The sequence below is a fragment of the Solibacillus sp. FSL W7-1324 genome (genome assembly GCF_038008025.1).
GTDB lineage: Bacteria > Bacillota > Bacilli > Bacillales_A > Planococcaceae > Solibacillus.
In genome coordinates, this window is the sequence record NZ_JBBOYH010000001.1 from 2493453 (window position 1) to 2519194 (window position 25742).

General features: G+C 40.1%; 26 protein-coding genes and 1 riboswitch. Of the genes, 2 read left to right on the forward strand and 24 right to left on the reverse strand.

Going from position 1 to position 25742, the window contains the following annotated elements:
• Positions 1-68 precede the first annotated feature (68 nt).
• The 11 genes from MKY71_RS12350 to MKY71_RS12400 form a co-directional block, all read right to left on the reverse strand.
• Complete coding sequence (locus MKY71_RS12350; protein ID WP_339195249.1) at positions 69-497, reverse strand: group I intron-associated PD-(D/E)XK endonuclease; 429 nt, start codon at positions 495-497, stop codon at positions 69-71.
• A 611-nt stretch (positions 498-1108) separates the two neighbouring features.
• Positions 1109-1609: a metallophosphoesterase family protein gene (locus MKY71_RS12355; RefSeq protein WP_339195272.1), complete on the reverse strand. Its 501-nt coding sequence runs from the start codon at positions 1607-1609 to the stop codon at positions 1109-1111.
• A gap of 106 nt (positions 1610-1715) precedes the next feature.
• The gene (locus MKY71_RS12360) at positions 1716-2309 is read right to left on the reverse strand and encodes an XTP/dITP diphosphatase (RefSeq protein ID WP_339172386.1); all 594 of its coding nucleotides are present in this window, start codon (positions 2307-2309) and stop codon (positions 1716-1718) included.
• A complete protein-coding gene (gene rph / locus MKY71_RS12365; protein ID WP_339172388.1) occupies positions 2309-3061 on the reverse strand; it encodes a ribonuclease PH in 753 nt (250 codons plus the stop codon). Before rph ends, MKY71_RS12360 begins: the two co-directional genes overlap by 1 nt.
• Positions 3062-3185: 124 nt before the next feature.
• Positions 3186-3986: a glutamate racemase gene (racE, locus tag MKY71_RS12370; RefSeq protein WP_339172391.1), complete on the reverse strand. Its 801-nt coding sequence runs from the start codon at positions 3984-3986 to the stop codon at positions 3186-3188.
• A 16-nt stretch (positions 3987-4002) separates the two neighbouring features.
• Positions 4003-4446 carry a MarR family winged helix-turn-helix transcriptional regulator gene (locus MKY71_RS12375; protein WP_339172394.1) on the reverse strand — a complete coding sequence of 148 codons (444 nt, stop codon included), beginning with the start codon at positions 4444-4446 and terminating at the stop codon, positions 4003-4005.
• 73 nt (positions 4447-4519) lie between these two features.
• The gene (locus MKY71_RS12380; protein ID WP_008405041.1) at positions 4520-4741 is read right to left on the reverse strand and encodes a helix-turn-helix domain-containing protein; all 222 of its coding nucleotides are present in this window, start codon (positions 4739-4741) and stop codon (positions 4520-4522) included.
• Between the two features lie 69 nt (positions 4742-4810).
• On the reverse strand, positions 4811-5254 hold the full coding sequence (locus MKY71_RS12385; RefSeq protein ID WP_340732807.1) for an acyl-CoA thioesterase: 444 nt from the start codon (positions 5252-5254) through the stop codon (positions 4811-4813).
• Between the two features lie 142 nt (positions 5255-5396).
• Positions 5397-6173, reverse strand: coding sequence for a succinate dehydrogenase iron-sulfur subunit (gene sdhB / locus MKY71_RS12390; RefSeq protein ID WP_251686562.1), 777 nt, complete (start codon positions 6171-6173; stop codon positions 5397-5399).
• A 16-nt stretch (positions 6174-6189) separates the two neighbouring features.
• A complete protein-coding gene (gene sdhA, locus MKY71_RS12395; RefSeq protein ID WP_339195281.1) occupies positions 6190-7935 on the reverse strand; it encodes a succinate dehydrogenase flavoprotein subunit in 1746 nt (581 codons plus the stop codon).
• Between the two features lie 94 nt (positions 7936-8029).
• The gene (locus MKY71_RS12400; RefSeq protein ID WP_339172403.1) at positions 8030-8644 is read right to left on the reverse strand and encodes a succinate dehydrogenase cytochrome b558 subunit; all 615 of its coding nucleotides are present in this window, start codon (positions 8642-8644) and stop codon (positions 8030-8032) included.
• Positions 8645-8915: 271 nt separating this feature from the next.
• Here MKY71_RS12400 and MKY71_RS12405 point away from each other — a divergent pair, with 271 nt between their 5' ends.
• A complete protein-coding gene (locus MKY71_RS12405; protein ID WP_339172406.1) occupies positions 8916-9332 on the forward strand; it encodes a YslB family protein in 417 nt (138 codons plus the stop codon).
• A 96-nt stretch (positions 9333-9428) separates the two neighbouring features.
• Here the strand turns inward: MKY71_RS12405 and MKY71_RS12410 are convergent, their stop codons facing one another.
• From MKY71_RS12410 to zapA, 13 genes are all read right to left on the reverse strand, one after another.
• Positions 9429-10661 (reverse strand): aspartate kinase, encoded by a 1233-nt coding sequence (locus MKY71_RS12410; protein ID WP_340732810.1) that lies wholly within the window; start codon positions 10659-10661, stop codon positions 9429-9431.
• Positions 10662-10749: 88 nt separating this feature from the next.
• A riboswitch (Lysine riboswitch) is annotated at positions 10750-10928 on the reverse strand.
• 32 nt (positions 10929-10960) lie between these two features.
• Entirely contained in the window at positions 10961-12751 is a 1791-nt protein-coding gene (gene uvrC, locus MKY71_RS12415; RefSeq protein ID WP_339172410.1) for an excinuclease ABC subunit UvrC, read from the reverse strand.
• Between the two features lie 135 nt (positions 12752-12886).
• Positions 12887-13201: a thioredoxin gene (trxA, locus tag MKY71_RS12420; RefSeq protein ID WP_339172413.1), complete on the reverse strand. Its 315-nt coding sequence runs from the start codon at positions 13199-13201 to the stop codon at positions 12887-12889.
• A 261-nt stretch (positions 13202-13462) separates the two neighbouring features.
• On the reverse strand, positions 13463-14440 hold the full coding sequence (locus tag MKY71_RS12425) for an electron transfer flavoprotein subunit alpha/FixB family protein (protein ID WP_339195286.1): 978 nt from the start codon (positions 14438-14440) through the stop codon (positions 13463-13465).
• 56 nt (positions 14441-14496) lie between these two features.
• Complete coding sequence (locus MKY71_RS12430; RefSeq protein ID WP_339195289.1) at positions 14497-15270, reverse strand: electron transfer flavoprotein subunit beta/FixA family protein; 774 nt, start codon at positions 15268-15270, stop codon at positions 14497-14499.
• A gap of 62 nt (positions 15271-15332) precedes the next feature.
• Positions 15333-16106: an enoyl-CoA hydratase gene (locus tag MKY71_RS12435; protein ID WP_340732814.1), complete on the reverse strand. Its 774-nt coding sequence runs from the start codon at positions 16104-16106 to the stop codon at positions 15333-15335.
• A gap of 14 nt (positions 16107-16120) precedes the next feature.
• The gene (locus tag MKY71_RS12440; protein WP_339172423.1) at positions 16121-16702 is read right to left on the reverse strand and encodes a TetR/AcrR family transcriptional regulator; all 582 of its coding nucleotides are present in this window, start codon (positions 16700-16702) and stop codon (positions 16121-16123) included.
• A 104-nt stretch (positions 16703-16806) separates the two neighbouring features.
• Positions 16807-18498, reverse strand: coding sequence for a long-chain-fatty-acid--CoA ligase (locus MKY71_RS12445; protein ID WP_339195290.1), 1692 nt, complete (start codon positions 18496-18498; stop codon positions 16807-16809).
• 417 nt (positions 18499-18915) lie between these two features.
• Complete coding sequence (locus MKY71_RS12450) at positions 18916-19329, reverse strand: DUF350 domain-containing protein (protein WP_339172426.1); 414 nt, start codon at positions 19327-19329, stop codon at positions 18916-18918.
• A 70-nt stretch (positions 19330-19399) separates the two neighbouring features.
• Positions 19400-21766, reverse strand: a complete 2367-nt coding sequence (locus MKY71_RS12455) for an endonuclease MutS2 (protein ID WP_339172428.1) — start codon at positions 21764-21766, stop codon at positions 19400-19402.
• 14 nt (positions 21767-21780) lie between these two features.
• The gene (gene polX / locus MKY71_RS12460; RefSeq protein ID WP_340732816.1) at positions 21781-23496 is read right to left on the reverse strand and encodes a DNA polymerase/3'-5' exonuclease PolX; all 1716 of its coding nucleotides are present in this window, start codon (positions 23494-23496) and stop codon (positions 21781-21783) included.
• 215 nt (positions 23497-23711) lie between these two features.
• Positions 23712-24251, reverse strand: a complete 540-nt coding sequence (locus tag MKY71_RS12465) for a CvpA family protein (RefSeq protein WP_339172432.1) — start codon at positions 24249-24251, stop codon at positions 23712-23714.
• A gap of 5 nt (positions 24252-24256) precedes the next feature.
• The gene (zapA, locus tag MKY71_RS12470) at positions 24257-24517 is read right to left on the reverse strand and encodes a cell division protein ZapA (RefSeq protein WP_339195292.1); all 261 of its coding nucleotides are present in this window, start codon (positions 24515-24517) and stop codon (positions 24257-24259) included.
• Positions 24518-24780: 263 nt separating this feature from the next.
• Between zapA and rnhC the strand changes: the two genes are divergently transcribed.
• Positions 24781-25710, forward strand: coding sequence for a ribonuclease HIII (rnhC, locus tag MKY71_RS12475; RefSeq protein ID WP_340732818.1), 930 nt, complete (start codon positions 24781-24783; stop codon positions 25708-25710).
• The last annotated feature ends 32 nt before the right edge of the window (positions 25711-25742 follow it).

A 25742-nucleotide genomic window follows, 5' to 3' on the forward strand; every position in this document is an offset into this window, starting at 1 on the left:
ATTAATTATAATCCGTTCAAATGAAAAGGTCAGCCAGAATTACTGGTCGACCTGTTTCATGGGAGTATTCACTTCAAAATCTCAGGTATTTCTAAAAAGCTCTCAGCAAAATAAACACCTTTTTTTTGTTTATTTTTTGTTTCCTTTAATCTAATTGTGACAGATCTATTGAATTGCTTTGGATTGAAATAATAGCAGAGGTCTGTCTCCGGACAATAAATACAGTAAAGATCAATTTGTGATTTATCGACATCCTGGATTTGAACACCATTTTTAGTCGAGTAACATTGTTGAAACTTTACATACATCGTTCCGTTTTCATTCATATTACGGTACTTAACTTGTATTCGCCAAAATTGTTGATCTTTATATGCAACGATATCAAAAGGTGCATGCTCTGTTTGTGGCAGCAACACCAAATATCCTTTTTCAAACAAATCTAATTGGCTTTTTAATACCGCTAAATCTCCTTTTGTCTTTGTATGATGAAAGTACATGCAACCACCTCCAACAGGAACATTTGTTCTTATTTTAAATTACTAATTGATTTTTTGCAAAAAAAAAACCATCAAACCTGTTAATTCAAGTTTGACGGTATTTATACGTCCCAGGAGGGATTCGAACCCCCGACCGACGGCTTAGCTTACCACTATAGTTTTCACTACTTATACAGACGTATAATTTGTTGGTCTGGACTATAACTTCACCATTTCAGGTGCGACACGTTTAGTCTCTACGGAACCTCCCGCAATTTCTTGCAGCAAACATTTTACCTGCATAAAGCCATTCAAATGTTCTCGTTTCCTCGGTATTGCCATCAGCATAATCTGTTAAGGGTTTACCGATACGGTGTCGTCCACTTTATACGTTCATTTTCCGTATAAAGGCTCCTATTTACTTAAAGGCCGTTGCTCTATCCTGCTGAGCTACTGAGACAATTTCTTTAAACCAATTGGTAATAAAGACATTTTTTATTATATGGTATATTATATTTAAAGTCAACAAACAAATTAAACAAAATTATTATTTAACTAAAATAATTTTCCATTTGCTAAATTCTGTATTAAAAAAGTGAAGCCCTCATTACTTCAAGGCTTCACATTGTTAATTAACGCTCATAAAACAATTCATCAATCAAATTATTATTATCGTCATAACATTGTAATGTAAAATGTGTGGAAGTTATCGTCAGAGTCACAAATGACTTTTCTTCGATCCGGCGTGGCTTCAACAAGCTGCCCGGATTGATAAATAATATGTCATCAATATATTCTGCACCAAGGATATGTGAATGACCAAAACATACGATTTGTGCGCCGACTTCCTTTGCGCGGTAAATCAGTTTCATCGGAGAGTTTTTCACATCGTATAAATGCCCGTGTGTCACATACACACGATCTCCATTTACCTGAAAAAGCATCTCTTCCAAATAGTTATGGTCATGATCACAGTTCCCTTTCACACGCTCTACTCCTTGCAGAGCAGGATGTGCATACGGTAATTCACTATCACCACAATGGATCACTTTATGCGCATCTGGATGGTAGCCCTTTACACGTTCAATGATTTCCTCGTCACCATGTGTATCACTCATTATCAACAGCTTCATACGTATCCACATCCTTTACATTTCTATACTTAGTTTGACAGCATTGAAACGAAAATTCAATCGTTATTAAACAAATTTTTACAATTTCCAGCAATTGCCGAAATTGCTATTTCAGAAATTCTGCTAGCTGTAATGCCAGTTTGCGAATGGCATTGCCTCGGTGTGAAATGGCGCCTTTTTCTTCGGCAGAAAGTTCCGCCATATGTTTTTCCAAAGCAGGTACATAGAAAATCGGGTCATAACCGAATCCATTTGTCCCCTTCTTCTCATGTGCAATTATACCTTCACAAGTACCGAATACTGTTTTTGTCTCCATGTTCGGTCCAGCAATTGCTAAAGCACAGCAGAAACGGGCTGTACGCTGTTCTTCCGGTACGTCCTTCATGTTTTCCAGCACTTTCACCATATTCGCTTCATCATCATGGTCGCCGGCATAACGCGCTGAATACACACCCGGTTCACCGTTTAAAGCATCGATCGCTAATCCGCTGTCATCTGCAATCACGATTTGGCCAAGCATGTTCGCCAATGTTTCCGCCTTTAAAATGGCATTTTCTTCAAAAGTCGTACCTGTCTCTTCAATTTCCACATCTGGAGCAACCTCAAACATTGTGACAACTTCATAGCCAAATGGTCCGAATAATGCTTCAAAGTCTTTCGCTTTACCTTTGTTCTTCGTGGCAATTACTACTTGTTTCATTATGCTTCCACCTTTCCGATCAAGTTTGCGATGTCGCCTAATGCTGTTTTTTGCATTTCGATTAGCTGTGCAATTCCGGCTTCTCCTAAATCGAGTAATTCATTTAGTTCTGAACGGCTGAATGTCGCTTCTTCGCCTGTCCCTTGCAATTCCACAAATTCGCCGGCACCTGTCATAATAACGTTCATATCGACTTGTGCAGCTGAATCTTCCACATAGTTTAAGTCCAAAACTGCGCCAATGTTTTCTAGTTTTCCGACACTCGTCGCAGCTAAATAATCTGTAACCGGGAATTTTACGAATGGCTTGTCAGCACCTAGTTTTGCAATTGCCTGTGTCATCGCTACAAAAGCTCCTGTAATCGATGCTGTACGCGTTCCGCCATCTGCCTGGATTACGTCACAGTCAATCCATACTGTTTTTTCACCTAATGCTTCTAAATCAACGACAGCACGTAATGCTCGGCCGATTAAGCGTTGAATTTCCATTGTGCGGCCACTTACCTTCCCTGCAGAGCTTTCACGGCGTGTGCGTTGCTCTGTAGCGCGTGGTAGCATGGAATATTCAGCCGTAATCCAACCTTTACCTTGTCCACGTAAAAAACCAGGTACTTTTTCTTCAATCGTTGCAGTACAAATCACCTTTGTATTTCCAACTGTTATTAATACCGAGCCTTCCGGATGCATTAAATAATTATTATCAATTTGAACTGGACGTAATTCATTCACAGCTCTTAAGTCATGTCTAGTCATTCGTGACCTCCTCAATTTGTTCGCGCACTTATCTTATCACAATTTAAGGTGGGTCTAAAGCAGAAAAGCAAGACATAGAAGGAAAAAGCTCAAATTAGACAAAATGCCTAATTTGAGCTATCAACTATTTTTCGAATGTAATTTTACGGATATCCAATTCACCTTTTTCCAGCCAACGTTCCGCTATGGAACGGAAAATCGGCACAGAACCAGATGCATGCAGAATATGGTGTGGCGGTTTTTCCTCTGTTCGTAATTGTCCTGTGTAGCTTAAAATCGCTTCAACATCTTTAGCCGTTTCTTCGGCAGATGACAGGACGTGAACTTGTGAGCCTACTGCTGCTTCGATTTGCTTTTGTAAAATAGGATAATGTGTACAGCCTAAAATAACTGTATCAAATCGCTCATCTTCAAGCGCCTTTAATCCTTTCGCAACAAGGTCATACGAAAATTGGCCTTCGTATTCGCCACTTTCAACGAGTGGCACAAATGTCGGACAGGCAAGTGGAATTATTTTCGCTTTTGTCGACAATGATTTCACTGCTTCTTCATATGCGCCGCTTTTGATCGTGCCTTCTGTCGCTAATACGACAACTTCATTGCGCTTTGTCTTTTTTATGGCCGCTCGTGCCCCTGCATTAATAACTCCTAAAACCGGAAATGGCATATGCTTTTGCAGACTTTCCAATGCAACGGCAGTCGCAGTATTACATGCAATGACAAGCATCTTCACATTCATCTTTTCAAGCGCTTTTGCCATCTCCCATGTAAAATTGCGGACTTCTTGCTTTGTGCGTGGCCCGTAAGGACATCGCGCCGTATCACCTATATAATATATTGTTTCATTCGGCAAAAGCTCCATAATTGCTTTTGCCACTGTTAATCCGCCAACTCCGGAATCGATAACACCTATTGGGGCATTCACTTGTACCGCCTCTATCCTATTTCATTAATAAATGTAGTTTTTGTAATGTTCTTGATAATTGCTCAAACTCTTCTGCGTTAAATTCCTGTGTAATATCCCGCAAATAATTTTGACGCTTTAAAATTACTTCCTGGATAATTCTTTCGCCTTCAGGTAAAAGATGAATCCGTACAACACGTCGATCATTTTCGTCACGTACACGCTGTACCAATTCATTTTTCTCCATCCGGTCCACTAAATCTGTCGTTGTCGAAAATGCTAAATACATTTTCGTCGACAAGTCACCGATCGTCATATCACCCGATTCATGCAACCATTGCAATGCAATAAATTGCGGAGGTGTAATCGTATAATTGCTTAAAATTTCTCGACCTTTTTGCTTGATTAAGTGTGAAATATATCTTAGTTCTTTTTCCAGGATTGCTACAGATTCAGAGCTATGTGTGCTGTGATCTTTCATCTACTCCATTCACTCCTCGATGCGTTTCATAGTTCTATTTTGAAGTTTTTTTCATAAAATAGCAAGCATCGAATCAGTATATCGACAATTCCTGAAGTCTTAATAACTCAAGAATCGCTTGCGTACGACTTGATACACCCAGCTTTTGAATCGTATTGGAAATATGATTACGAACGGTTTTTTCACTAATGCCTAGCTTAGTTGATATTTCCCGTGTTGAATAGTCCTTTATTAATAGCTCAAAAATCTCGCGTTCTCTTTTTGTTAACAGCGAACGATGCTGCGGACGATTCATTTTGCAACACCCTCCTATCCTCTTCTTTGTACATTATGTCGAAAATACAAAGCAGGTGAGGGCATTTAACTATTTCCCAAGCAATAATTTTTTTTGTTCTTCCAGTAACGGGACACCTTTCCCCGTGTCACTGCTCAATTGTACAAGCGTTCCGCGCCCTGTATAGCACACTTCATCTTTTTCATTTTTCACCAAATAATGCAAATTCATCGATGATGTGCCGATTGATGCGGTTTTAACAAATATTGTCAATTCTTCGTCGAAAAACACTTCTTTTAAATAATCACATTGGATATCCGCAACAACGAGCATATTTCCCGTATCTGATCCTGCTGTAAAATCAAATCCTAATGCTTTAAAATATTCGATACGTGCATACTCGAAATAGGCAAATACTTTTGTATTGTTCACATGCCCGTACATATCCGTTTCCGAAAAACGCACCTTTACCTTTGTCGAAAACGAAAATCCTGCCATCCATTCTGTTGCATCCTGAATATATGTAGCTCGCATAATAAATTCCCCCTTTGTCTGATTCCATCATCATCCCCTGATAATGAATACTCATTCATTATAGCATAATTTGTCAGAAATCAAAAAGCGATCCAAAACAAAAAGACCCCCACCAAGGTGAGGGTCAATTATATTCATTCGATTAGTCAACCATGTGGTCAGAACCGAAGAAGTTTTTGAACATTTGAACTGTTGTTTCACGGTTAAGTGCAGCGATAGATGTTGTCAAAGGAATACCTTTTGGACATGCAGCTACACAGTTTTGTGAGTTACCGCAGTTTGCAAGACCACCATCGCCCATGATTGCATTTAAACGCTCGTCTTTATTCATTGCACCTGTTGGGTGTGTGTTGAATAAACGTACTTGAGATAATGCAAATGGACCGATGAATGATGCAGATTCAGAAACGTTTGGACATGCTTCCATACATACACCACAAGTCATACATTTTGATAATTCATAAGCCCATTGACGTTTGCGCTCTGGCATACGAGGACCTTCGCCTAAATCATAAGTACCATCGATAGGTACCCATGCTTTAACTTTCTTAAGTGCGTTAAACATGCGCTCACGGTCTACTTGTAAGTCACGGATAACCGGGAAAGTTTTCATTGGCTCTAAACGAATTGGTTGAGTTAACTTGTCTACTAATGCTGAACAAGATTGTTGTGGACGTCCGTTGATTACCATTGAACATGCACCACAAACTTCTTCCAGACAGTTCATATCCCATGCTACTGGAGTCGTTTTTTGACCATCAGCAGTAACAGGATTTTTTTGAATATGCATAAGAGCAGAAATAACGTTCATACCTGGACGGTAAGGAACTTCAAACTTCTCAACGCGTGTAGCACCATTCTCATTGTCTTGACGAACGATTTCTAACTTAACTGTTCTATCAGTATTTACTGTTTCCACTGTTTAGTTCCCCCTTCTACGCTGAGTAGTCGCGTTTACGTGGTGGAATTAACGAAACGTCTACATCGGCATAAGTAATAATTGGTTCGCCCGTTGCCGGATCGAACTTCGCCATAGTTGTTTTTAAGAAGTTTTCATCATCACGTTCAGGGAATTCAGGCTTGTAGTGAGCCCCACGAGATTCGTTACGTAATAATGCACCCTTAGTCATAACTTTAGCTAAATATAGCATGTTCTTTAACTGACGAGTGAAGTGAGCACCTTGATTCGACCATTTTTGTGTGTCGTTAATGTTGATGTTTTCCCAACGCTCTTGAAGTTCAGTTAATTTCGCATAAGTTTCTTCTAATTTTGCGTTTACACGTACAACAGTCATGTTGTCAGTCATCCACTCACCAAGCTCTTTGTGTAGTAAGTAAGCGTTTTCTGTACCATCCATTTTTAGGATAGCTTCCCATTTTTCTGTTTCTTCCTGTACGCGACGCGTATAGATTTCTTCAGGTAAATCTTCTGCATGCTTTTTAAGTCCTTTAATGTACTTAACAGCATTGGGACCTGCAACCATACCACCGTAAATCGCTGATAATAATGAGTTCGCACCTAAACGGTTTGCACCGTGTTGTGAGTAGTCACATTCACCTGCAGCGAATAAACCAGGGATTTCAGTCATTTGGTCATAGTCAACCCATAATCCACCCATTGAATAGTGTACCGCTGGGAAGATTTTCATCGGTAATTTACGTGGGTCATCACCTACGAATTTTTCGTAGATTTCGATGATACCACCTAGTTTAATATCTAATTCATGAGGATCTTTATGGGATAAGTCTAAGTATACCATGTTTTCCCCGTTAATACCCAATTTTTGATTTACGCACACGTCAAAAATCTCACGTGTTGCGATATCACGTGGTACTAAGTTACCGTAAGCTGGATATTTCTCTTCTAGGAAGTACCAAGGCTTACCGTCTTTATACGTCCATACACGTCCACCTTCACCACGAGCAGATTCAGACATTAGACGGTTTTTGTCGTCTCCAGGAATCGCTGTTGGGTGAATTTGAATCATTTCACCATTTGAATATGTTGCACCTTGTTGGTAAACAATCGATGCTGCAGAACCAGTGTTGATTACTGAGTTAGTTGTTTTACCGAAGATAATACCAGGACCACCTGTTGCCATAATTACAGCATCAGAACGGAATGAGCGAATTTCTTCACTACGTAAATCTTGTGCTACGATACCGCGGCAAACGCCTTCGTCATCAAGCACTGCACCAAGGAATTCCCAGTGCTCATATTTCGTAACTAAACCAGCTACTTCGTGTGAACGAACTTGCTCGTCTAGTGCGTATAATAATTGTTGACCAGTAGTCGCACCAGAGAATGCTGTACGGTGCATTAACGTACCACCGAAACGACGGAAGTCAAGTAAACCTTCTGGAGTACGGTTGAACATTACACCCATACGGTCCATTAAGTGGATAATACCTGGTGCTGCATCACACATACCTTTAACTGGAGGTTGGTTCGCTAAGAAGTCACCACCATAAACTGTATCATCAAAGTGGATCCATGGAGAATCCCCTTCACCTTTTGTATTAACTGCTCCGTTAATTCCGCCTTGTGCACATACAGAGTGTGAACGTTTAACCGGAACTAACGAGAATAATTCAACTTCAGTACCAACTTCAGCTGCTTTAATCGTAGCCATTAAGCCAGCAAGACCGCCACCAACGACGATAACTTTACTTTTTGCCATGATTATTTCTCACTCCTCATTAATTGCTAAAACTTTTACTCATATTCCATTCCGTCTAGGTACTTAACTATGTAGTAGTGACTAAGTTAAGTGATTAAACGAATGCTAAGATAGCTGCAACACCAACGATTGCTAATACTACGAAGATTAACAATGTAACATAAGTTGCGATTCGTTGAGATTTGTTAGATTGTGTAATACCCCAGCTTACTAAGAACGACCATAAACCGTTCGCTAAGTGGAATGCTGCTGAAACGATACCTAAAATGTAGAATACTAACATTAATGGATTATCAACGATTTCAACCATCATATTAAATTCAACTTCAGCACCTAATGCTTTTTGGATACGTGTTTGGAAAATATGCCACGCAATGAAGATTACAAGGAAGATCCCTGTGAAACGTTGCAATGCAAACATCCAGTTACGGAATGTGCTGAAACGTCCCGTGTTGTATGTCGCTGTAAAAGCAATATACACTCCATAGAATCCGTGGAACATTAATGGAATATAGATAATAATCCATTCCATCGCTAACAATAACGAGTGTGGAAGTAATTCCATAACACCTGTAGCGTTATTGTAAGTTTCCTCACCGCCAATTGCAGTGAAGTTCAGAAATAAGTGGAACACCAAGAACAACCCGACAGGAACTACACCTAGTAACGAGTGTAAGCGGCGCCATAAAAATTCACGATCTTTCGACAAAACTGTTACCCCCCTTAGTACTTGAAATACACATGCGCAACGCCTCAAATTTGTAAAAGTTGGGATGTTGACTGCGCATTTCATCATGGTACAATATTATGACATGTCCATTGTACTCTCAACAGATACTAGCGTCAAGGCAACGCAGGATATTTTATAATCATTTTAAAGACGGTTTTACGCTGTTTTGAGAACCGTTTTTTCTGCTTATAACTCTTTTCTTCACGAAAGAATGAAAATTATACGAAAATTTATGAAAGAGGTTTTTTATATGGAAGGGTACAAAATGAAAACGATTCCAACTTTTGGCTACGAAATCATTCGTGACCATCTTCTTCCTTCTATTTTAGGAAAGCATGAAGAAGATGTTTTATATTGGGCAGGTAAAGAAATTGCAAGAAAGTTCCCATTATTTTCAATGGATGAACTGCCTTCATTTTTCATGGAAGCTGGCTGGGGCCAGTTAATTCTGGAAAAGGAAACGAAGGACGAACTTCACTACATACTTTCGACATCTGAGGAATTGCCACTTAATATTGTACAACGTTGTTTCCGTCTTGAAGCCGGCTTTTTGGCAGAGCAGAAGCAAAAACAGCTTGGCTATTTGACGGAATGCTATGAAGAAAAAGACAATGACAAACACATCGTAAAATTTACGTTAAAATGGGATTTAAAAGAGAAAATTTAGTCTTCAACTTATCATAATTATCTATTGGTGAAGATGCAAATTTACACAATAAAAAAGCTGGAAATAAGCTACTTCAGCTCATTTCCAGCTATTACTTTAAGAAGCGGTTACTTCTTTCATTGCCAAATCGAATTCCTCATGCAGCACATTCGCAGCACGAACCATTTCTTCCTGTGGTACAACGACAGACACTTTAATTTCCGAAGTGCTGACCATTTTTACAGGAATATGTTCGCGTCCCAAACGTGCAAACATGCGAGCTGCCACCCCCGGATTGGATGCCATCGCAGAACCGATAATCGATACTTTCGCTAAACCTACTTCAAAATCTGCAAAACTAAATCCAAGTGATAATTTACTAGTTTCCAAAACCCGTAATGCTTCCGCAAACTCATCCTTGGAAATTGTAAAGGAAATGGTCGGCTTCACGCCATCAATGACTGCTTGAACAATAATATCCACATTGATATCATTTTCTGCTAAAACACTAAACACTTCTGCCAATGACGCGGTTTCATACGAATCATAGCCGATCGTCAAACGAATAATATCCGATTCGTAGGCTATCCCGCGTACAAGTAAGTTTTTCTCCATGTCTACATCCCCTTTAATAAAAGTGCCTTCCACGTCCTGTACGAAAGAACGTACAATGAGCGGTATATTGTATTTTTTGGCAAGTTCAACCGCACGTGGGTGCAATATTTTAGCCCCTAAATTTGCAAATTCCAACATCTCATCATAAGAAACTTCCGGTAGTTTCCTAGATCCCTTTACAATTTCTGGGTCTGCTGTGAAAATCCCTTCAACCGATGAAAAAATCTCGACACGCTCTGCTTCGAGGGCAACCGCAAGTGCAACCGCTGAAGTTTCAGAACCTCCTTTGCCGAATGTTGAAATATTGTCTGTCCCCGTAACTCCTTGAAAACCTGCTACGACGACGATTTCGCCTAATGCCAAATGTTCCTGAATTCGTTTACTATCGACATTATCGATCCGTGCGTTACCATGCTTTTGATTTGTATGGATACCTGTTTGCCATCCAGCTAAAGAGACAGCTTTGCCTCCATGCTCCTGAATCGCCATTGCAAGCATCGCACTTGTTATTTGTGTTGCTGATGAGACAAGTGCATCCATTTCCCGTTTCGACGGCTCATCGGTAATTTCAGCAGCATATTGTCTCAATTCTCGTCGTATAGCGGGCATTGAAGAAACGACAACGACTAAGTTTATGCCACGCCCTTGCTCTTTTATCACTTTTTTAGCTAGGTGTACGATTTTTTCCGGTGTAGTCAATGCCGGACCGCCAAACTTTACTACAACTGTCTCCATTCTTTTCCCTCCTTAAATTCGAAAACAAAAAAGACGGCTTTCCATGTTCATGGAAAGCCGCCGTCAATACAAATAATAGTTATAAGTTTTTCAGGATAGCCCTCCAGAACATAAAGCTCTGACAGTTTTACATCTCTTAAATGCAAAACCAGCAAACTGCGCGAACAATACGCACTTCACTTCGGCAGGACCCCCTTTCGATTGCTGTCAATGGAATTGTTCTTCCTCGAGCAATGTACTGTTGAATACTGCGCCTCTATCTTAGTAAATATTGAATTGTCTTTTATATTAGCACAACCCTATTCTTTATTCAATGGTGCTTCATGAAAATGACGATAGATGACTTCCGCCAATTTTGCCGGTACTCCTGATTCCTGCAGCTGCAGCTCGCTAGCTTCGCGAATTTTTTTCACTGATCCAAAATGCTTCATAAGCTGCTGCTTCCGCTTCGGACCCACTCCTTCAATCCCATCAAGAACAGAAGTAATGGCATTCGTTTGATGCTGCTGACGTAAAAATGTAATCGCAAATCGGTGAACCTCATCTTGAATACGCTGCAATAAATAGAAGCCGTCACTTGTACGCTTCAACGGTACAACTCCCGGAGGCGTACCAAATAAAAGCTGGGACGTATTATGCTTTTCGTCTTTAGCAAGTCCTGCAATCGGGATGACTAAGCCAAGTTCGTCTTCAATTACTTCACGTGCGACTTCCATCTGTCCTTTTCCCCCATCGATAAGAATCAGGTCAGGCAATGGCAGGTTTTCTCGCAGTACACGTGTGTAGCGACGTCGAATGACTTCCTGCATCGCACCATAGTCATCATGCTTGGCCGCTTCCCTTGTTTTATATTTCCGGTATTCCTTTTTCGCAGGCTTCCCGTCGATGAAAACAACCATCGCCGATACCGGGTCTGCACCATGCATATGACTGTTATCAAACGCCTCTATTCTAAGCGGCAACGGAATTTGCATTGCTTCAGCAAGCGCTTCACAAGCCCCTACTGTCCGCTCTTCTTGACGTTCAATCAACTGGAATTTCTCATGAATGGCGATTTCCGCATTTTTCATCGCCAGATCAACAAGCTCTTTTTTGGAACCGCGCTTTGGTGTCAGTACCTTCACATTCAAAAGCTTTTGTAAAATTGTTTCGTTAATCGATTTCGGTACAAAAATCTCTTTTGGCAATAGATGATGCGGCTGTTCGTAAAAACGCCCGACAAATGTTAAAAATTCCTCTTCCGGCTCATTATAGATCGGGAAAACCGAAACATCCCGCTCAATGAGTTTACCTTGACGCACGAAAAACACCTGAACACACATCCAGCCTTTTTCCACTGCATAGCCAAATACATCCCGGTTGCTTAAATCATCTGTGACGATTTTTTGCTTTTCCATAATCTGATCAATATGGGCAATCAAATCCCGGAATTCCTTTGCCCGCTCAAACTCCAGATTTTCGGCTGCATCCAGCATTTTTTGCTGAAGGTCTTGTTGTATTTCTTCGACGCCCCCATTTAAGAACTTCGAAATCTCATCAATCATTTCATCATACACCTGTTTTTCAATATCCTTTACACACGGTGCCAAACATTGACCTAAGTGATAGTACAGGCACACCTGGTTAGGCAGATGCGTACATTTACGAAGCGGGTACAGACGGTCCAGTAATTTACGCGTTTCGTTCGCCGCATAGGCATTCGGATACGGACCGAAATATTTCGCTTTATCCTTCTTCACTTTTCTTGTCGTAATAATACGAGGGTATCGTTCATTCGTTATTTTTATATAAGGATACGTTTTATCATCCGTTAGTTTTACATTATACTTCGGGTCATGCAGCTTAATTAAATTCAGCTCCAGAATAAGGGCTTCCAAATCGCTTGAAGTCACAATATATTCGAAGTCTTCAATCTCACTGACTAGTCTTGCAGTTTTCCCGTCATGACTTCCCGTAAAGTAAGAACGTACTCGATTTTTCAATACTTTCGCCTTACCAACGTAGATAATCGTGCCTTGACGGTCTTTCATAATATAGCAACCTGATTCATTTGGCAGTATTTCTAGTTTTGCTTTTATGATTGCATTCATTTTCTCACCTGTTTAATATGTCCTTTCTTTTATTTTAACTGATTGGGGTATAAGAAAAAAGCCGTACACCTTATACGGCATACGGCTTGTTGACATATCAGTAACGCCTTGGCGTTTGAATGGTCAATGGTTTAATTATTTGTTGTCGTTAATGAAATCAACTAAAGCTTCTTTTGGCATGAAGCCAGCAGTTTTTGCTTTTAATTCACCATCTACGAATAATAATAATGATGGGATTGACATGATTTGGTAATCAGCAGCAGTACCTTGGTTGTTATCAACATCAACTTTTACGATTTTAACATCGTTACCGATTTCTGAATCTAATTCTTCAAGAACTGGAGCGATCATTTTACATGGTCCGCACCAAGTAGCCCAAAAGTCTACTAAAACTGTGCCGTTTGAAATTTCTTGTGGAAATGTTTGATCTGTCGCGTGTACAATTGCCATATTAAATAGCCTCCTTAAATAACATATGGTTGTAGTATAGCATGTTTTCCCAATTAAACAGTAGTAAAATGCTTGGGAATATCATGACCCTCAAATTTAGCCGTTGTTTCCGATGGATTTTAGAGGATATTAGAAGAACTATACCCTTTATTTAAACAATTTAATGCATTATACGATATCCGTTTTTCTTCACACCATACATACCTCACCATTATAAAAATTAAAGGCTCCCTTCAAAAGAAGGAAGCCCCTAATCACTTGTTAAGCATTTACTTTAAGTGCTTTAAACTCTTCGATTAACATTGGCACTACTTCGAATAAGTCGCCAACGATACCGTAGTCTGCTACTTTAAAGATATTCGCTTCTGGATCTTTGTTGATCGCAACAATCACTTTTGAGTTCGACATACCAGCTAAATGCTGGATCGCACCAGAAATCCCTGCAGCGATATATAAATCAGGTGTTACAACTTTACCAGTTTGGCCGATTTGTAATGAGTAATCGCAATATTCAGCATCACATGCACCACGAGATGCGCCAACTGCTCCACCTAGTAAATTAGCAAGCTCTTTTAATGGCTCAAAACCTTCTTCTGATTTAACACCACGACCACCTGCAACTACTACTTTCGCTTCTGAAAGATCTACACCTTCAGTTGATTTGCGTACAACTTCTTTGATGATTGTACGTAAATTTGTAATATCAACTGATACTGATGATACTTCACCAGAACGAGAATCGTCTTTTACTAATGGCGGAATATTGTTTGGACGAATTGTCGCAAAAATAATACCCTCTTTGATTTTTACTTTTTCAAATGCTTTACCAGAGTAGATTGGGCGAACAAATACTGTATCATCGCCTGCTCCCTGAATTTCCGTAACATCTGAAATTAAACCAGATTGTAAGCGTGAAGCAATTTTTGGCGATAAGTCTTTACCTAAAGAAGTATGACCGAAAACGATTGCTTCTGGATTTTCTTGTTCTATTACTGCTAAAATTGCTTGGCTGTATCCGTCAGATGTATAGTTTTTCAAATGTGGATGTTCTACTGTGATAACACGGCTCGCTCCGTATGCGATTAATTCCTGTGTTAATTCAGCTACTGCATCCCCAACTAATAAACCTACTACTTCACCGCCGTCAGCGATTTGTAAACCTGCTGCAATTGCTTCGAATGAAACGTTACGTAAGCTCCCTTCGCGAACTTCACCTAACACTAAAACTTTCTTTGACATAGAATATCCCTCCATTACCATCTTCGTAAAAATTTTCGTACGCTAGTTGACTTCTATTAGACTACTTTTGCTTCGTTATGAAGTAAGTTTACTAATTCTTTTACCTGTGCAGAAAGATCACCTTCTAAAACACGACCAGCCGCTTTTTGTGGCGGTAAGTAAATTTCAACTGTTTCTACTTTTACTTCAACATCGTCTTCATCGATATCCAAATCATCCAATTCCAGTTCTGCAAGCGGTTTCTTCTTCGCTTTCATAATCCCCGGTAAAGATGGGTAACGCGGCTCGTTTAAACCTTGTTGAGCTGTTACTAATAATGGTAATGATGTTTCTAATACTTCAGCGTCCCCTTCGATATCACGCACAATCTTAACGTTCGTGCCTTCGATTTCCAATGAAGTAATTGTTGTTACGTAGTTAATGCCCAGCAGGTCTGCTAAGCGCGGGCCAACTTGTCCTGAACCACCATCGATCGCTACATTTCCTGCTAAAATTAAATCTGCTTCTTTGTCTTTTAAATATTCCGCTAAAATATAAGCTGAAGAATATTGGTCAAGCTCATCTAAATCATCTTCTGTATTAATCAATACCGCTTCATCGGCACCCATTGCTAAAGCTGTACGTAACTGCTTTTCCGCATCTTCGCCACCGATTGTCACAACTGTTACTTTACCGCCTAATGCGTCACGCTTTTGAATTGCTTCTTCAATTGCGTACTCATCGTATGGATTGATGATGAATTCTGCACCATCTTCCTGAATTTTACCGCCTGATACGACGATTTTTTCTTCTGTGTCAAAAGTACGTTTTACTAATACAAAAATATTCATAATCTAGACCTCCTAAAAGCTTTTTAATTTTAATCCCGAAAAACAGGGAAGAATACATTTTTTTATTTGCCAGTAAACACTGGCTCACGTTTTTCAATAAATGCTTTGATACCTTCTTTAGCATCTTCCGAAACAAATACTTCACCGAAGCTGTTTGCTTCAGCATTTACACCATCGTAATAAGATGATGGTTTCGAGTAATTCAGCATTTGGATCGCTGCTTTAAGCGCGATTGGTGATTTTTTCGCAATTTTTTTAGCGATTTTCAATGTTTCAGGCAACAGCTCTTCATCGGAATAAGCACGGTTTGCTAATCCCCACTCAACAGCTTCAGCCCCCGTAATCGGGTCACTTGTAAACATCATTTCCGCTGCTTTTGCTACACCAACATAACGTGGTAATCGCTGTGTTCCTGCGAATCCAGGTATTAAGCCTAGTGATAGTTCAGGTAAGCCTAATTTTGCCGATGCGGTTACAAAGCGCATATGGCATCCCATCGCAAGTTCCAATCCGCCCCCTAATGCTGCACCGTGGATCGCGGCGATAACCGGTTTACTGAATGTTTCAATACGCTCGAATACATCTTGTCCATTTTTCGCCAATCCTGTAAATGCTTCTCCTGACTGTACACTCGTAAACTCTTTAATATCCGCACCTGCAGAGAAGAACCGTCCTTCGCCATGTAAGACGATAACACGTACATTTTCATCATTTTCTACAGCGTCTAAAAGTGCATTCACATCTTGGATCAAGCCTTGTGAAAGTGCATTTGCTGGTGGTCTTGAAATTGTTGCAATTGCTACCCCTTCTTCTACTTTCCAACTTAGAAACTCCATCCTCTACATCCCCTTTATGCTTTTAGTGCGTTTAGCAGTAATTGCTTTACTTTCGGAGCTTGCTCTAATAAATCATATCGATTTTCATTCATTACCCAAGTTGTCGTAATTTCGTCAATTGTGCCAAACACCATTTGTCTCGCAATACGAACATCCATCGTCTGGTTGAATTCACCATTTAGCATACCTTCGATTAAAATTTGATCTAGTAAAATTAAATATTCTTTTAGAATAGAATTAATTTTCAGTCTAATTTCTTTATTCGATTGGCGTAACTCCAGCTGAGTTACTGTTGCCAAGTGGCGATCACTTGATAGAACACGGAAATGATTTTCGATCATTTTACATAACTTATCGGAAGCAGTTTCCCCACTTTTTATTATAGCCTGTAAATTCTCTACGAAAATACCCATTTTTTCCTGGAATACAGAAATTAAAATATCTTCTTTGTTTTTAAAATATAAATAGATTGTACCATCAGCAACCCCGGCTTGTTTGGCTATTTTGGATACCTGGGCTTGATGATAGCCGTTTTCTGCTATAGCAATGACTGCCGCGTCTACTATTTGCATATATTTGGGTTTGTTTCGTTTCAAGCAGATCACCACCAAAAAAAATATGAAAACATGAATGACCATTCATTCATGTTTTCATATTATAGTTTGTTCTGCATTCTGTCAATAGTTTGCTAAACAATTAATTATTTTGCTTCTTGTTGTGCCATTTTCTGTTTTTCTTCTTCAATCAATGTACGGCGTAAAATCTTTCCGACTGCTGTTTTCGGCAGCTCTTGACGGAATTCATAGAAACGAGGCACTTTATAAGCAGCCAGGTTTTTACGGCAATACTCGTTCAGTTCTTTGTCTGTAACTGATTTACCCTCTTTAAGAACAATATACGCCTTAACGGTTTCTCCGCGATACGGATCAGGTATACCGGCAACGACACATTCCTGGATCGCCTCATGCTCATACAGCACTTCTTCTACTTCACGCGGGTAAATATTAAATCCACCTGCAATAATCATATCTTTTTTGCGGTCAACAACATAGAAATAACCCTTTTCATCCATATAACCTAAATCCCCTGTTAAAAACCAGCCATCTGTAAATGTCATCGCTGTTTCTTCAGGACGATTCCAATAGCCCTTCATAACTTGCGGTCCTTTTACCGCTATTTCGCCGATTTCACCTACAGGCAATACTTCTGCTTCACCTGAACGTAAAATAACCGCTTCTGTGTTTGGCCAAGGTAAACCGATTGAACCGTTGATCCGATGATCCCAAATCGGGTTGGCATGTGTTACGGGAGAAGTTTCGGTTAAGCCGTATCCTTCTACTAGACGACCACCTGTCAATGCTTCAAACTTTTCCTGAACTTCCAGTGGCAATGCAGCAGAACCGCTTAAACATGCTTTAATTGATGATAGATCATATTTTGATAAATCCGGGTGATTCAACAAGCCAATATACATTGTTGGGGCGCCGGGGAATAAAGTTGGTTTTTGTTTATCAATCGTTTTCAATGCTTGCTCTGCATCAAATTTCGGCAGTAATACCATCTTGCCCTGCTGCATGACCGATAAAATTAATACCGTAGTCATACCATATACATGGAAGAATGGAAGTATGCCTAAAATTGTCTCTTCACCTTTTTTACATTTATACATCCATGCATCACACATTAATGTATTTGCAATCAGGTTTTTATGCGTTAACATAACACCTTTCGGGTAACCTGTTGTCCCCCCAGTGTATTGCAATAAGGCTAAATCGTTTTCAAAATCAAAGTCTTGCTCGATTTTATCCGTCTTGGCCATTTTCATGATTTCTGTGAACAGGTGATTCGTTCCGCTATGCTCCACCTTTACACTAAAACCATACTGTTTCTTTTGGATGAACGGATACACCAGGTTTTTCGGGAATGGCAAATAATCTTTAATTCCTGAAACAATGACATTTTCAATATTAGTTTCATGTAATATTTTCATTGCCCTAGGGTATAGAATATCCATCACTAAGATTACTTTTGCTCCGGAATCCGCCATCTGATATTGAAGCTCACGTTCTGTATAAAGCGGATTCGTCTGTACGACAACCCCACCGGCATACATCGTGCCATAGTAGGCGATAACCGCTTGCGGACAGTTCGGCAGCATAATCGCTACTCGATCGCCTTTCTCCACCCCTAGAGAACGCAAATAGTTCGCAAACTTCAATGCTGATTCATATAGCTCTTTGTACGTAAGTTCACGCCCCATGAAGTGTATGGCCACTTTATTCGGCATTGACTCAAATGCTTCTGTTAAAAACTGGTGTACAGGTATTTCCGGCAACTCAATTGAATGTGGTACTTCTTTCGGATAGCTTGCCAACCAAACCTTTTCTGTCATAAAACTCCTCCCCTTCGATAAAGCTTTACTTGTTTACATCATTATAATGAAAACTGGAAATGGTTTCAAACTATTTTCATAGATATACACATTATATTCTCGTTTATGCAATTATTTTCTCGTTATTTATTTTGACTTTTATAGTATTATTGACTATAAAACATATAGGACTATTCGTTTAGTATGGAAATATAACTTTTCCAATAAAGTTTTAAATAAATTAAATATTTTTTGGTTAAGGATAGATTGGTCGAGTGATAATAAATTTCAAAACCAGTAAAAAAAGCAAATGCACTAGCGAAATACTAGGACATTTGCTTTTATGTTTAGAGTGTCATCATGTAGTAAATGCCGACTGCGAAAAAAATGAAACAGACGACGAGTAAGATTTTCGATAATGTTTCCATGTATATGCTCCTATGAAATACTTGCTCCGATAACAAATGACAAACCGAGTGAAATGGTAAATGAGATAAATCCGACTGAACGGTTGTCAGCTGCAATCTCCTCATCCACATTAAATTTCGGCGTTAAAAACTCAAATAAAAAATAGGCAAAGATTAGTAACGTAAAACCGAATAAACCCCAACCGAGCATTTCAATAAATGATGTATGCTGATTAATTGAATATCTGAAAATATTACAGACGCCTAAAATTTTTCCTCCAGTAGCTAAAGCGACCGCGACATTTCCTTTTTTTATTTCATCCCAATTTTTATACTTTGTTACAATCTCAAATAAAATCATTGATACGAATAGGCAAAGGACTACCACACTAAAATAGCCTGCTGTTTCTACGAGAGGATGGTGCCAAAAGTCTGATCCTAGCAATCCATTTTACCCCCTTTAATTATTTTCTTTCTATGTTTAATATTAGCGCATAATTTAAAAGGAGCAACAACTATTTTAGTTCTACGACTGTAACACCAAATCCGCCTTCGCCTGCTTCACCATAACGGTATGATTTAACACGCTTATGGTTTTTCAGGAAGCTTTGAATCCCTTGGCGTAATGCACCAGTGCCTTTACCGTGAATAATCGATACACGCGGATAGTTCGCCAATAACGCATCATCCAAATATTTTTCTGTGCGTATAAGCGCTTCTTCATATCGTTCCCCACGTAAATCCAGTTCCAGTTTGACGACACTATTGCGATTTTTCACATTCATCATCGGACGAGTAGCCTGCTCTTTTTCCGGTTTGACATACTCTAAATCAGATTCCGGAAGTTTCATTTTTAATATACCAATTTGAACAACCCACTCATTTCCTGCTTTTTGCAGAAGTGTACCTTTTTGTCCATAGCTCAATACTTTTACTTCATCGCCCACTTGCAGATTCTGCTTACGTTCACGGGCAGCGACAGCCTTTTGAAGCACTTTGTTATTATCAATCGGTGCTGCATTATCTAAACGCTTCTTCGCATCGATTAACTCATGCTCTTTCACCGATAATGCGGCATTTTCTTTCATTTTTCTCAGCTCTGCAATAATTGCTTCTGCTTCTTTCTTCGCCTCATCGACAATTTTGCGCGCCTTGTCTTTTGCTTTTTTCTCGAGGTTTTCCTTTTTCTCATCATAAATACGAAGACGTTCTTCCAGCTCTGCACGGATCTTTTGTGCATCTTCCAGTAAAAGATGAGCTTCATCCGCTTCACGTTCAGATCGTAATCGGCTTTCTTCGAGTGAAGCAATCATTGATTCTACTTCATGACGGTCAGTACCTGTAAAGGATTTTGCATGGTCGATTACATTCGAACTTAATCCAAGACGTTTCGAAATTTCAAATGCATTTGAACGACCCGGCACTCCAATGAGCAATCGATAAGTCGGGCTCAGTGTTTCTATATCGAACTCTACACTTGCATTAACTACAGATGGACGGTTATAGCCATATGCCTTCAGCTCCGGATAGTGAGAAGTTGCCATAACACGCGCACCGCGATCAACTGTTTCATCCAATATAGCAATTGCGAGTGCTGCACCTTCCTGCGGATCGGTACCTGCGCCAAGCTCATCGAATAGAATTAACGATTTTTCGTTAAATTTGCTTAAAATGTCTACTATATTCACCATATGAGAGGAGAAAGTTGATAATGACTGTTCAATGGACTGTTCATCGCCAATATCAGCAAAAATTTGTTCGAACACGGCTAATTCCGAACCATCCAGTGCAGGAACCGGAAGACCGCACTGTGCCATAATTGTACACAGACCCACAGTTTTCAACGTTACTGTTTTACCGCCTGTGTTTGGTCCGGTAATAACAATTGCTGTAACATCCCGTCCAAATTCGATCGTATTGGCTACTGCTTCATCAATTGGCAATAGCGGGTGACGTGCACGGACTAGTCGTGTATAACCTTCTTTATTCATTTTAGGCATTGTGCATTTATTCGCCTGTCCGTATTTCCCTTTTGCTAAAATAACGTCCAGTTCTCCAAGTAATTGCACAAGAACGAATATTTCGTGTCCTACTTCCTGTACCTTCAAAGTCAACTCGGATAGAATGCGCTCGATTTCAGCCTTTTCTTTCACTTTTAGGCGCTGTACTTCATTGTTCGCTTGAATCACTGCATCAGGCTCGATAAATAATGTTTGACCTGAAGCGGACTGATCGTGGACGATTCCGCCATAGTGTGACCGATACTCTTGTTTAACAGGGATTACGAAACGGTCATTACGAATTGTGATAATCGCGTCAGACAGCATCTTTGTTGCATTTGAACCACGTGTGAGACTTTCCAGCTTTTGACGCACTTTCGATTCCTCTGAACGCAATGACTGGCGAATGGAGCGTAATGCAGAACTCGCTGAATCAAGTACCGTACCATTATCATCAATGCAATCGTTAATTTCGTGCTGTAATGCCGTTAAGACAGGCATTTGTTCTTTACGCTCGATAAAATGTGGAATTTCAATTGTATTTTCAGATTCGATATCTTCTATGAAATTCCGTAAAATCCGGCTTGCACGTATTGTGCTTGCGATTTCCATTAATTCCATCGGGCTGAGCATACCGCCAATTTGTGAGCGGCGTGCATGCGGACGTACATCGAAAATGCCGCCCAATGGCACATTGCCTTTCACACGCAAAATCGCAAGTCCTTCATCCATTTCTTCCAGCAGTTCAACAACTGTATCGTAATCTGTTTCCGGTACAAGTTCATCGATCGCCTGTTTTCCGATCGAGTTTGTACAAAATGCCGCTACTTGCTCGCGTACTTTATGAAATTCTAGTGTTTTCAATGCTCGTTGTTCGATCATGAGAACACCTCCTATTACTTTTCTTTATTTTTCGCAATAAATGCTTCGAACTTTTCTTTTGACCATGTGTTGACGATCAGGTCTTTTTTCAGCCACGCTTTTTGTGCATATTTGACACCGATGTCCATAAAGCGCAACTGGTCAATTGCATGCGCGTCTGTATTGATGGCGATTGGTACATTTTTCTCCATTGCCAGCGTTAAATATTCGATACTTAAGTCCAGGCGGTACGGATTTGCATTGAGTTCCAATATTTTACCATGTTCTGCCGCCCATTCAATCAATAATGGCACATCCGGATCATAGCCTCCGCGCTGTCCGACGATTCGGCCAGTCGGATGGGCAATCATATGGACATATGGATTTTCCACCGCTGTTTTTAAACGCGCCATAATTTTGTCCTGCGATTGTGTAAAACTTGAATGGATCGATGCAATCACAAAATCAAGTTCTTTTAAAACATCGTCTCCAAAATCTAATGTCCCATCAGGAAGAATATCCATTTCCGTACCTCTGTATAGTCGGAAATTTGGATTTGCTTCGTTAAATGCATAAATATCAATCTTTTGCTGCTCAAGTCGTTCAGGTGTTAATCCATTCGCCACTTTTAAGTACTGCGAATGATCGGTAATGACCGCATGGGAATAACCGATATCTATTAAAGCTTGCCCCATCTCGCTCACTGAATGCGCGCCATCAGACCAAGTTGTATGCATATGAAGATCCGCTACTATATCTTCCAGCTTTACTAATCCGCTTAGTTCATCTAGACGATCGAGCTCTTTACCGCTTTCACGTACAGTCGGCGGAATAAAAGGTAAATCAAAATGCGCAAAAAACGCTTCTTCCGATTCAAATGTTACGACGGTTCCGTCTTCTTGCTCGACCCCATATTCACTAATTTTCTTGCCCATTGACTTTGCAAGCTGACGCATACGTACATTATGGTCTTTTGATCCTGTGAAATGATGTAGTGCCGAAGCGAATTCTTCACGTGTCACTAAACGGAAATCCACACTTACCGGTTCTTCACGATCCAATATGACGGACACTTTTGTATCCCCTGCGGCAACGGTTTCCAATATTGCGAGGCGCGTTAAAATTGCTTCACGTACAACTTCATATTCCTTAGTTGCCACAATAAAATCAACATCTTTACTCGTTTCCGCAACACGGCGGAAGCTCCCTGCAACCGAGAACTTCTCCACTTCAGGCAAACTTGCTAAAAGTTCGTTAATTTCCAGTACGACAGGCTCAAGCTGCCAAATAGGCAATCGTTCAGCACGAGAACCAAATGTTTCAAGTTCTTTTAGGATTTTTTCCTCTGTTTTTGCTGCAAACCCGGCAAGCCCTCGTACTTGTCCTGCCTCACATGCCGCCTTTAATGTATCGGCATCCACGATGTTCAGTTCCTGATACAGTTTTGCAAGCTTTTTACCGCCTAAACCCGGTAGTTTCATCAATGGAACGAGCCCTTTCGGTACGGCTGCCTCCAGCTCTTTCAGGACAGTCGATTCCCCGTTTTCCATCAGTTCAGTGATAACCGCTGCCGTTCCTTTACCGATTCCTTTAATTGCTGTAATATCATCGATTTCACTAAGGCTTCGTTCATCTGCTTCTAGTGCCGCCGCCGCTTTTCGGAAGGCGGATACTTTAAACGGATTTTCTGCCTGCAGCTCCATATATAAAGCTATTTTTTCCAATGTACGAATAATAATTTTTTTGTTCATCATTGTCTCTCCTTTAAAAAAGCTCCTCCCGAAAATCGAGAGAAGCATTCGCATGATTTTCAAATCAATTAGGCCTCGGCATAATGATGTCCCGATTCGGCTAAAGATGCACGGTGCGCGGAAAAGTCAGCTGTTTAGCACACTGCGATGCTTGTTAGGTTGACTTCCTTCTTTAGTGACTCCTTTTCCGAATTTAGGACACCCGCTAAAATAAGTTAGTTTTTTTGTATATACCACCAATTTTGGAACATGCTCGTAATTAGCGGTGTATGCTCAAGTATGAGTCCTGCCAAAATCGAACTGTCGATGAATGTCTGAATCGATTCCACCGGCAGCAGTGCTACTACGTACAGTCCAATAAAAAGTACAAGATACATTTCGATGAATCCAAGAACTGCACCCAACACATAGTTTAACGAACTCAATACAGGTAAATACGTTAAAAAATCAAACATCGATCCGACAATTTGGAGGGCAATCTTCACTGCAAAGAAAATAATGGCAAACGCAAAGACGCGATAAAATGTACGGTCAACATCGAGTGAATCCAGAACGAGCGTCATTGTTGAACCTTCTGTAAATCCAGGATACGGAATCCATAAAACAAATTTTTCTGCTAGCGGCTTATAATATATAATCGCTACAATGAGGGCAATGATAAAACTTCCGATATTAATAAGCTGAACGACGAACCCTCGTTTCGCCCCAACTATAAGACTAATGATAAAGACTGCGAGAATAATTAAATCTAACATGTATGTCAACCCTTCAAATGTTTCAATTGTATTTCTAGTTTTTCATATTGCTCTTTTAATAATAGATAGTCATGCACAGAATTTACGGCTGTTAATACAGCTAGCTTCGCTGTATCTAAAGATGGATTATGGGCACTGATTTCCCGCATTTTGTCGTCCACTAATGAAGCAACAAGACGCATATGGACCGATGATTCTGTTCCTACCATTTTATATGTATTACCATATATTTCTACGGAAATGCGATTCTTTTCTTGCTCAGCCAAAATAATCCCTCCAGAAAAAATAAGTGAACAATAACGAATAAACTTTTTTCGTTCTTTGCCCAATAAAAGATTGAAAGCAAACCTGATTGATTCTATTATATAACGATGCCATTTTCCTATTGTACATCATAACATTTCCAATTTCACTATCGCAACACCATGTGCCGAATGTTCCTCTGTATGAAGCATACATAAGTGAGTTCCCCTTTTCTATTCAAAAAGCTATACTACATAGTATTACATCATTTTTGAAAGGATCGATTATGACAAATATTGTTTTACTTTGCAGTGCTGAACAACAGCAATCAATTCAACATTTTTATAAAGACGCTTTAATAGAACGAAAGGCTCCCGGCGTTATTTTTGCGGTAAAATTATCGGATACGGCTATTACCGCCTATAAATCAGGAAAAGTAATGTTTCAAGGGGCAGGTGCAGAACGTGAGGCGGCACGCTGGGGGCAAGCAGGGGTTTCGCCGGCTAAAATTGCCTCCACGAAGGGTGATACACTCCCGGACAATTTTGCGGCATTATCGGTTTTAGGCTCAGATGAAACTGGAACAGGCGATTACTTTGGTCCTGTAACTGTTGCTGCTGTTTATGTTCCCGCAGATAAAATTGCGCTCGTCCAGGAACTTGGAGTAAAGGATTCCAAACAATTAACTGATGATTATATGCGACAAATCGCCCCAGACTTAATGAAGGTATGCGCTCACAGTATTTTGACACTGCGCAATGATAAGTATAATGCTATTCAGTCACGCGGGTATTCACAAGGTAAAATAAAAGCGCTGCTGCACAATCAGGCATTAAAGCATGTATTGGAGAAAATAGCACCAGAAACCCCGCAATATATTTTAATCGACCAATTTGCGGAGCGCGGAATATACTATAATCACATAAAAAATGAAAAAGAAATTGTCCGTCAAAATGTCCTTTTCTCGACTAAAGCCGAAAATCTGCATGTAGCTGTTGCTACAGCCTCGATTTTGGCGCGTTATGCATTCCTTAAAGAAATGGACCGGCTTGCCAAAGTGACCGGGTTCCCTCTTCAAAAAGGAGCGAGCGGCAAAGTCGATGAAATGGCCGCTAAAATTTGGTTGAAGCATGGCGAGGACACACTTCGTTCCATGACGAAATGGCATTTTGCCAATACGGAAAAAGCACGCAAACTTCTACAAAAGAAGAAATAGAAAAGGAGCTGTCGCCATTAAATTGGCTCAGC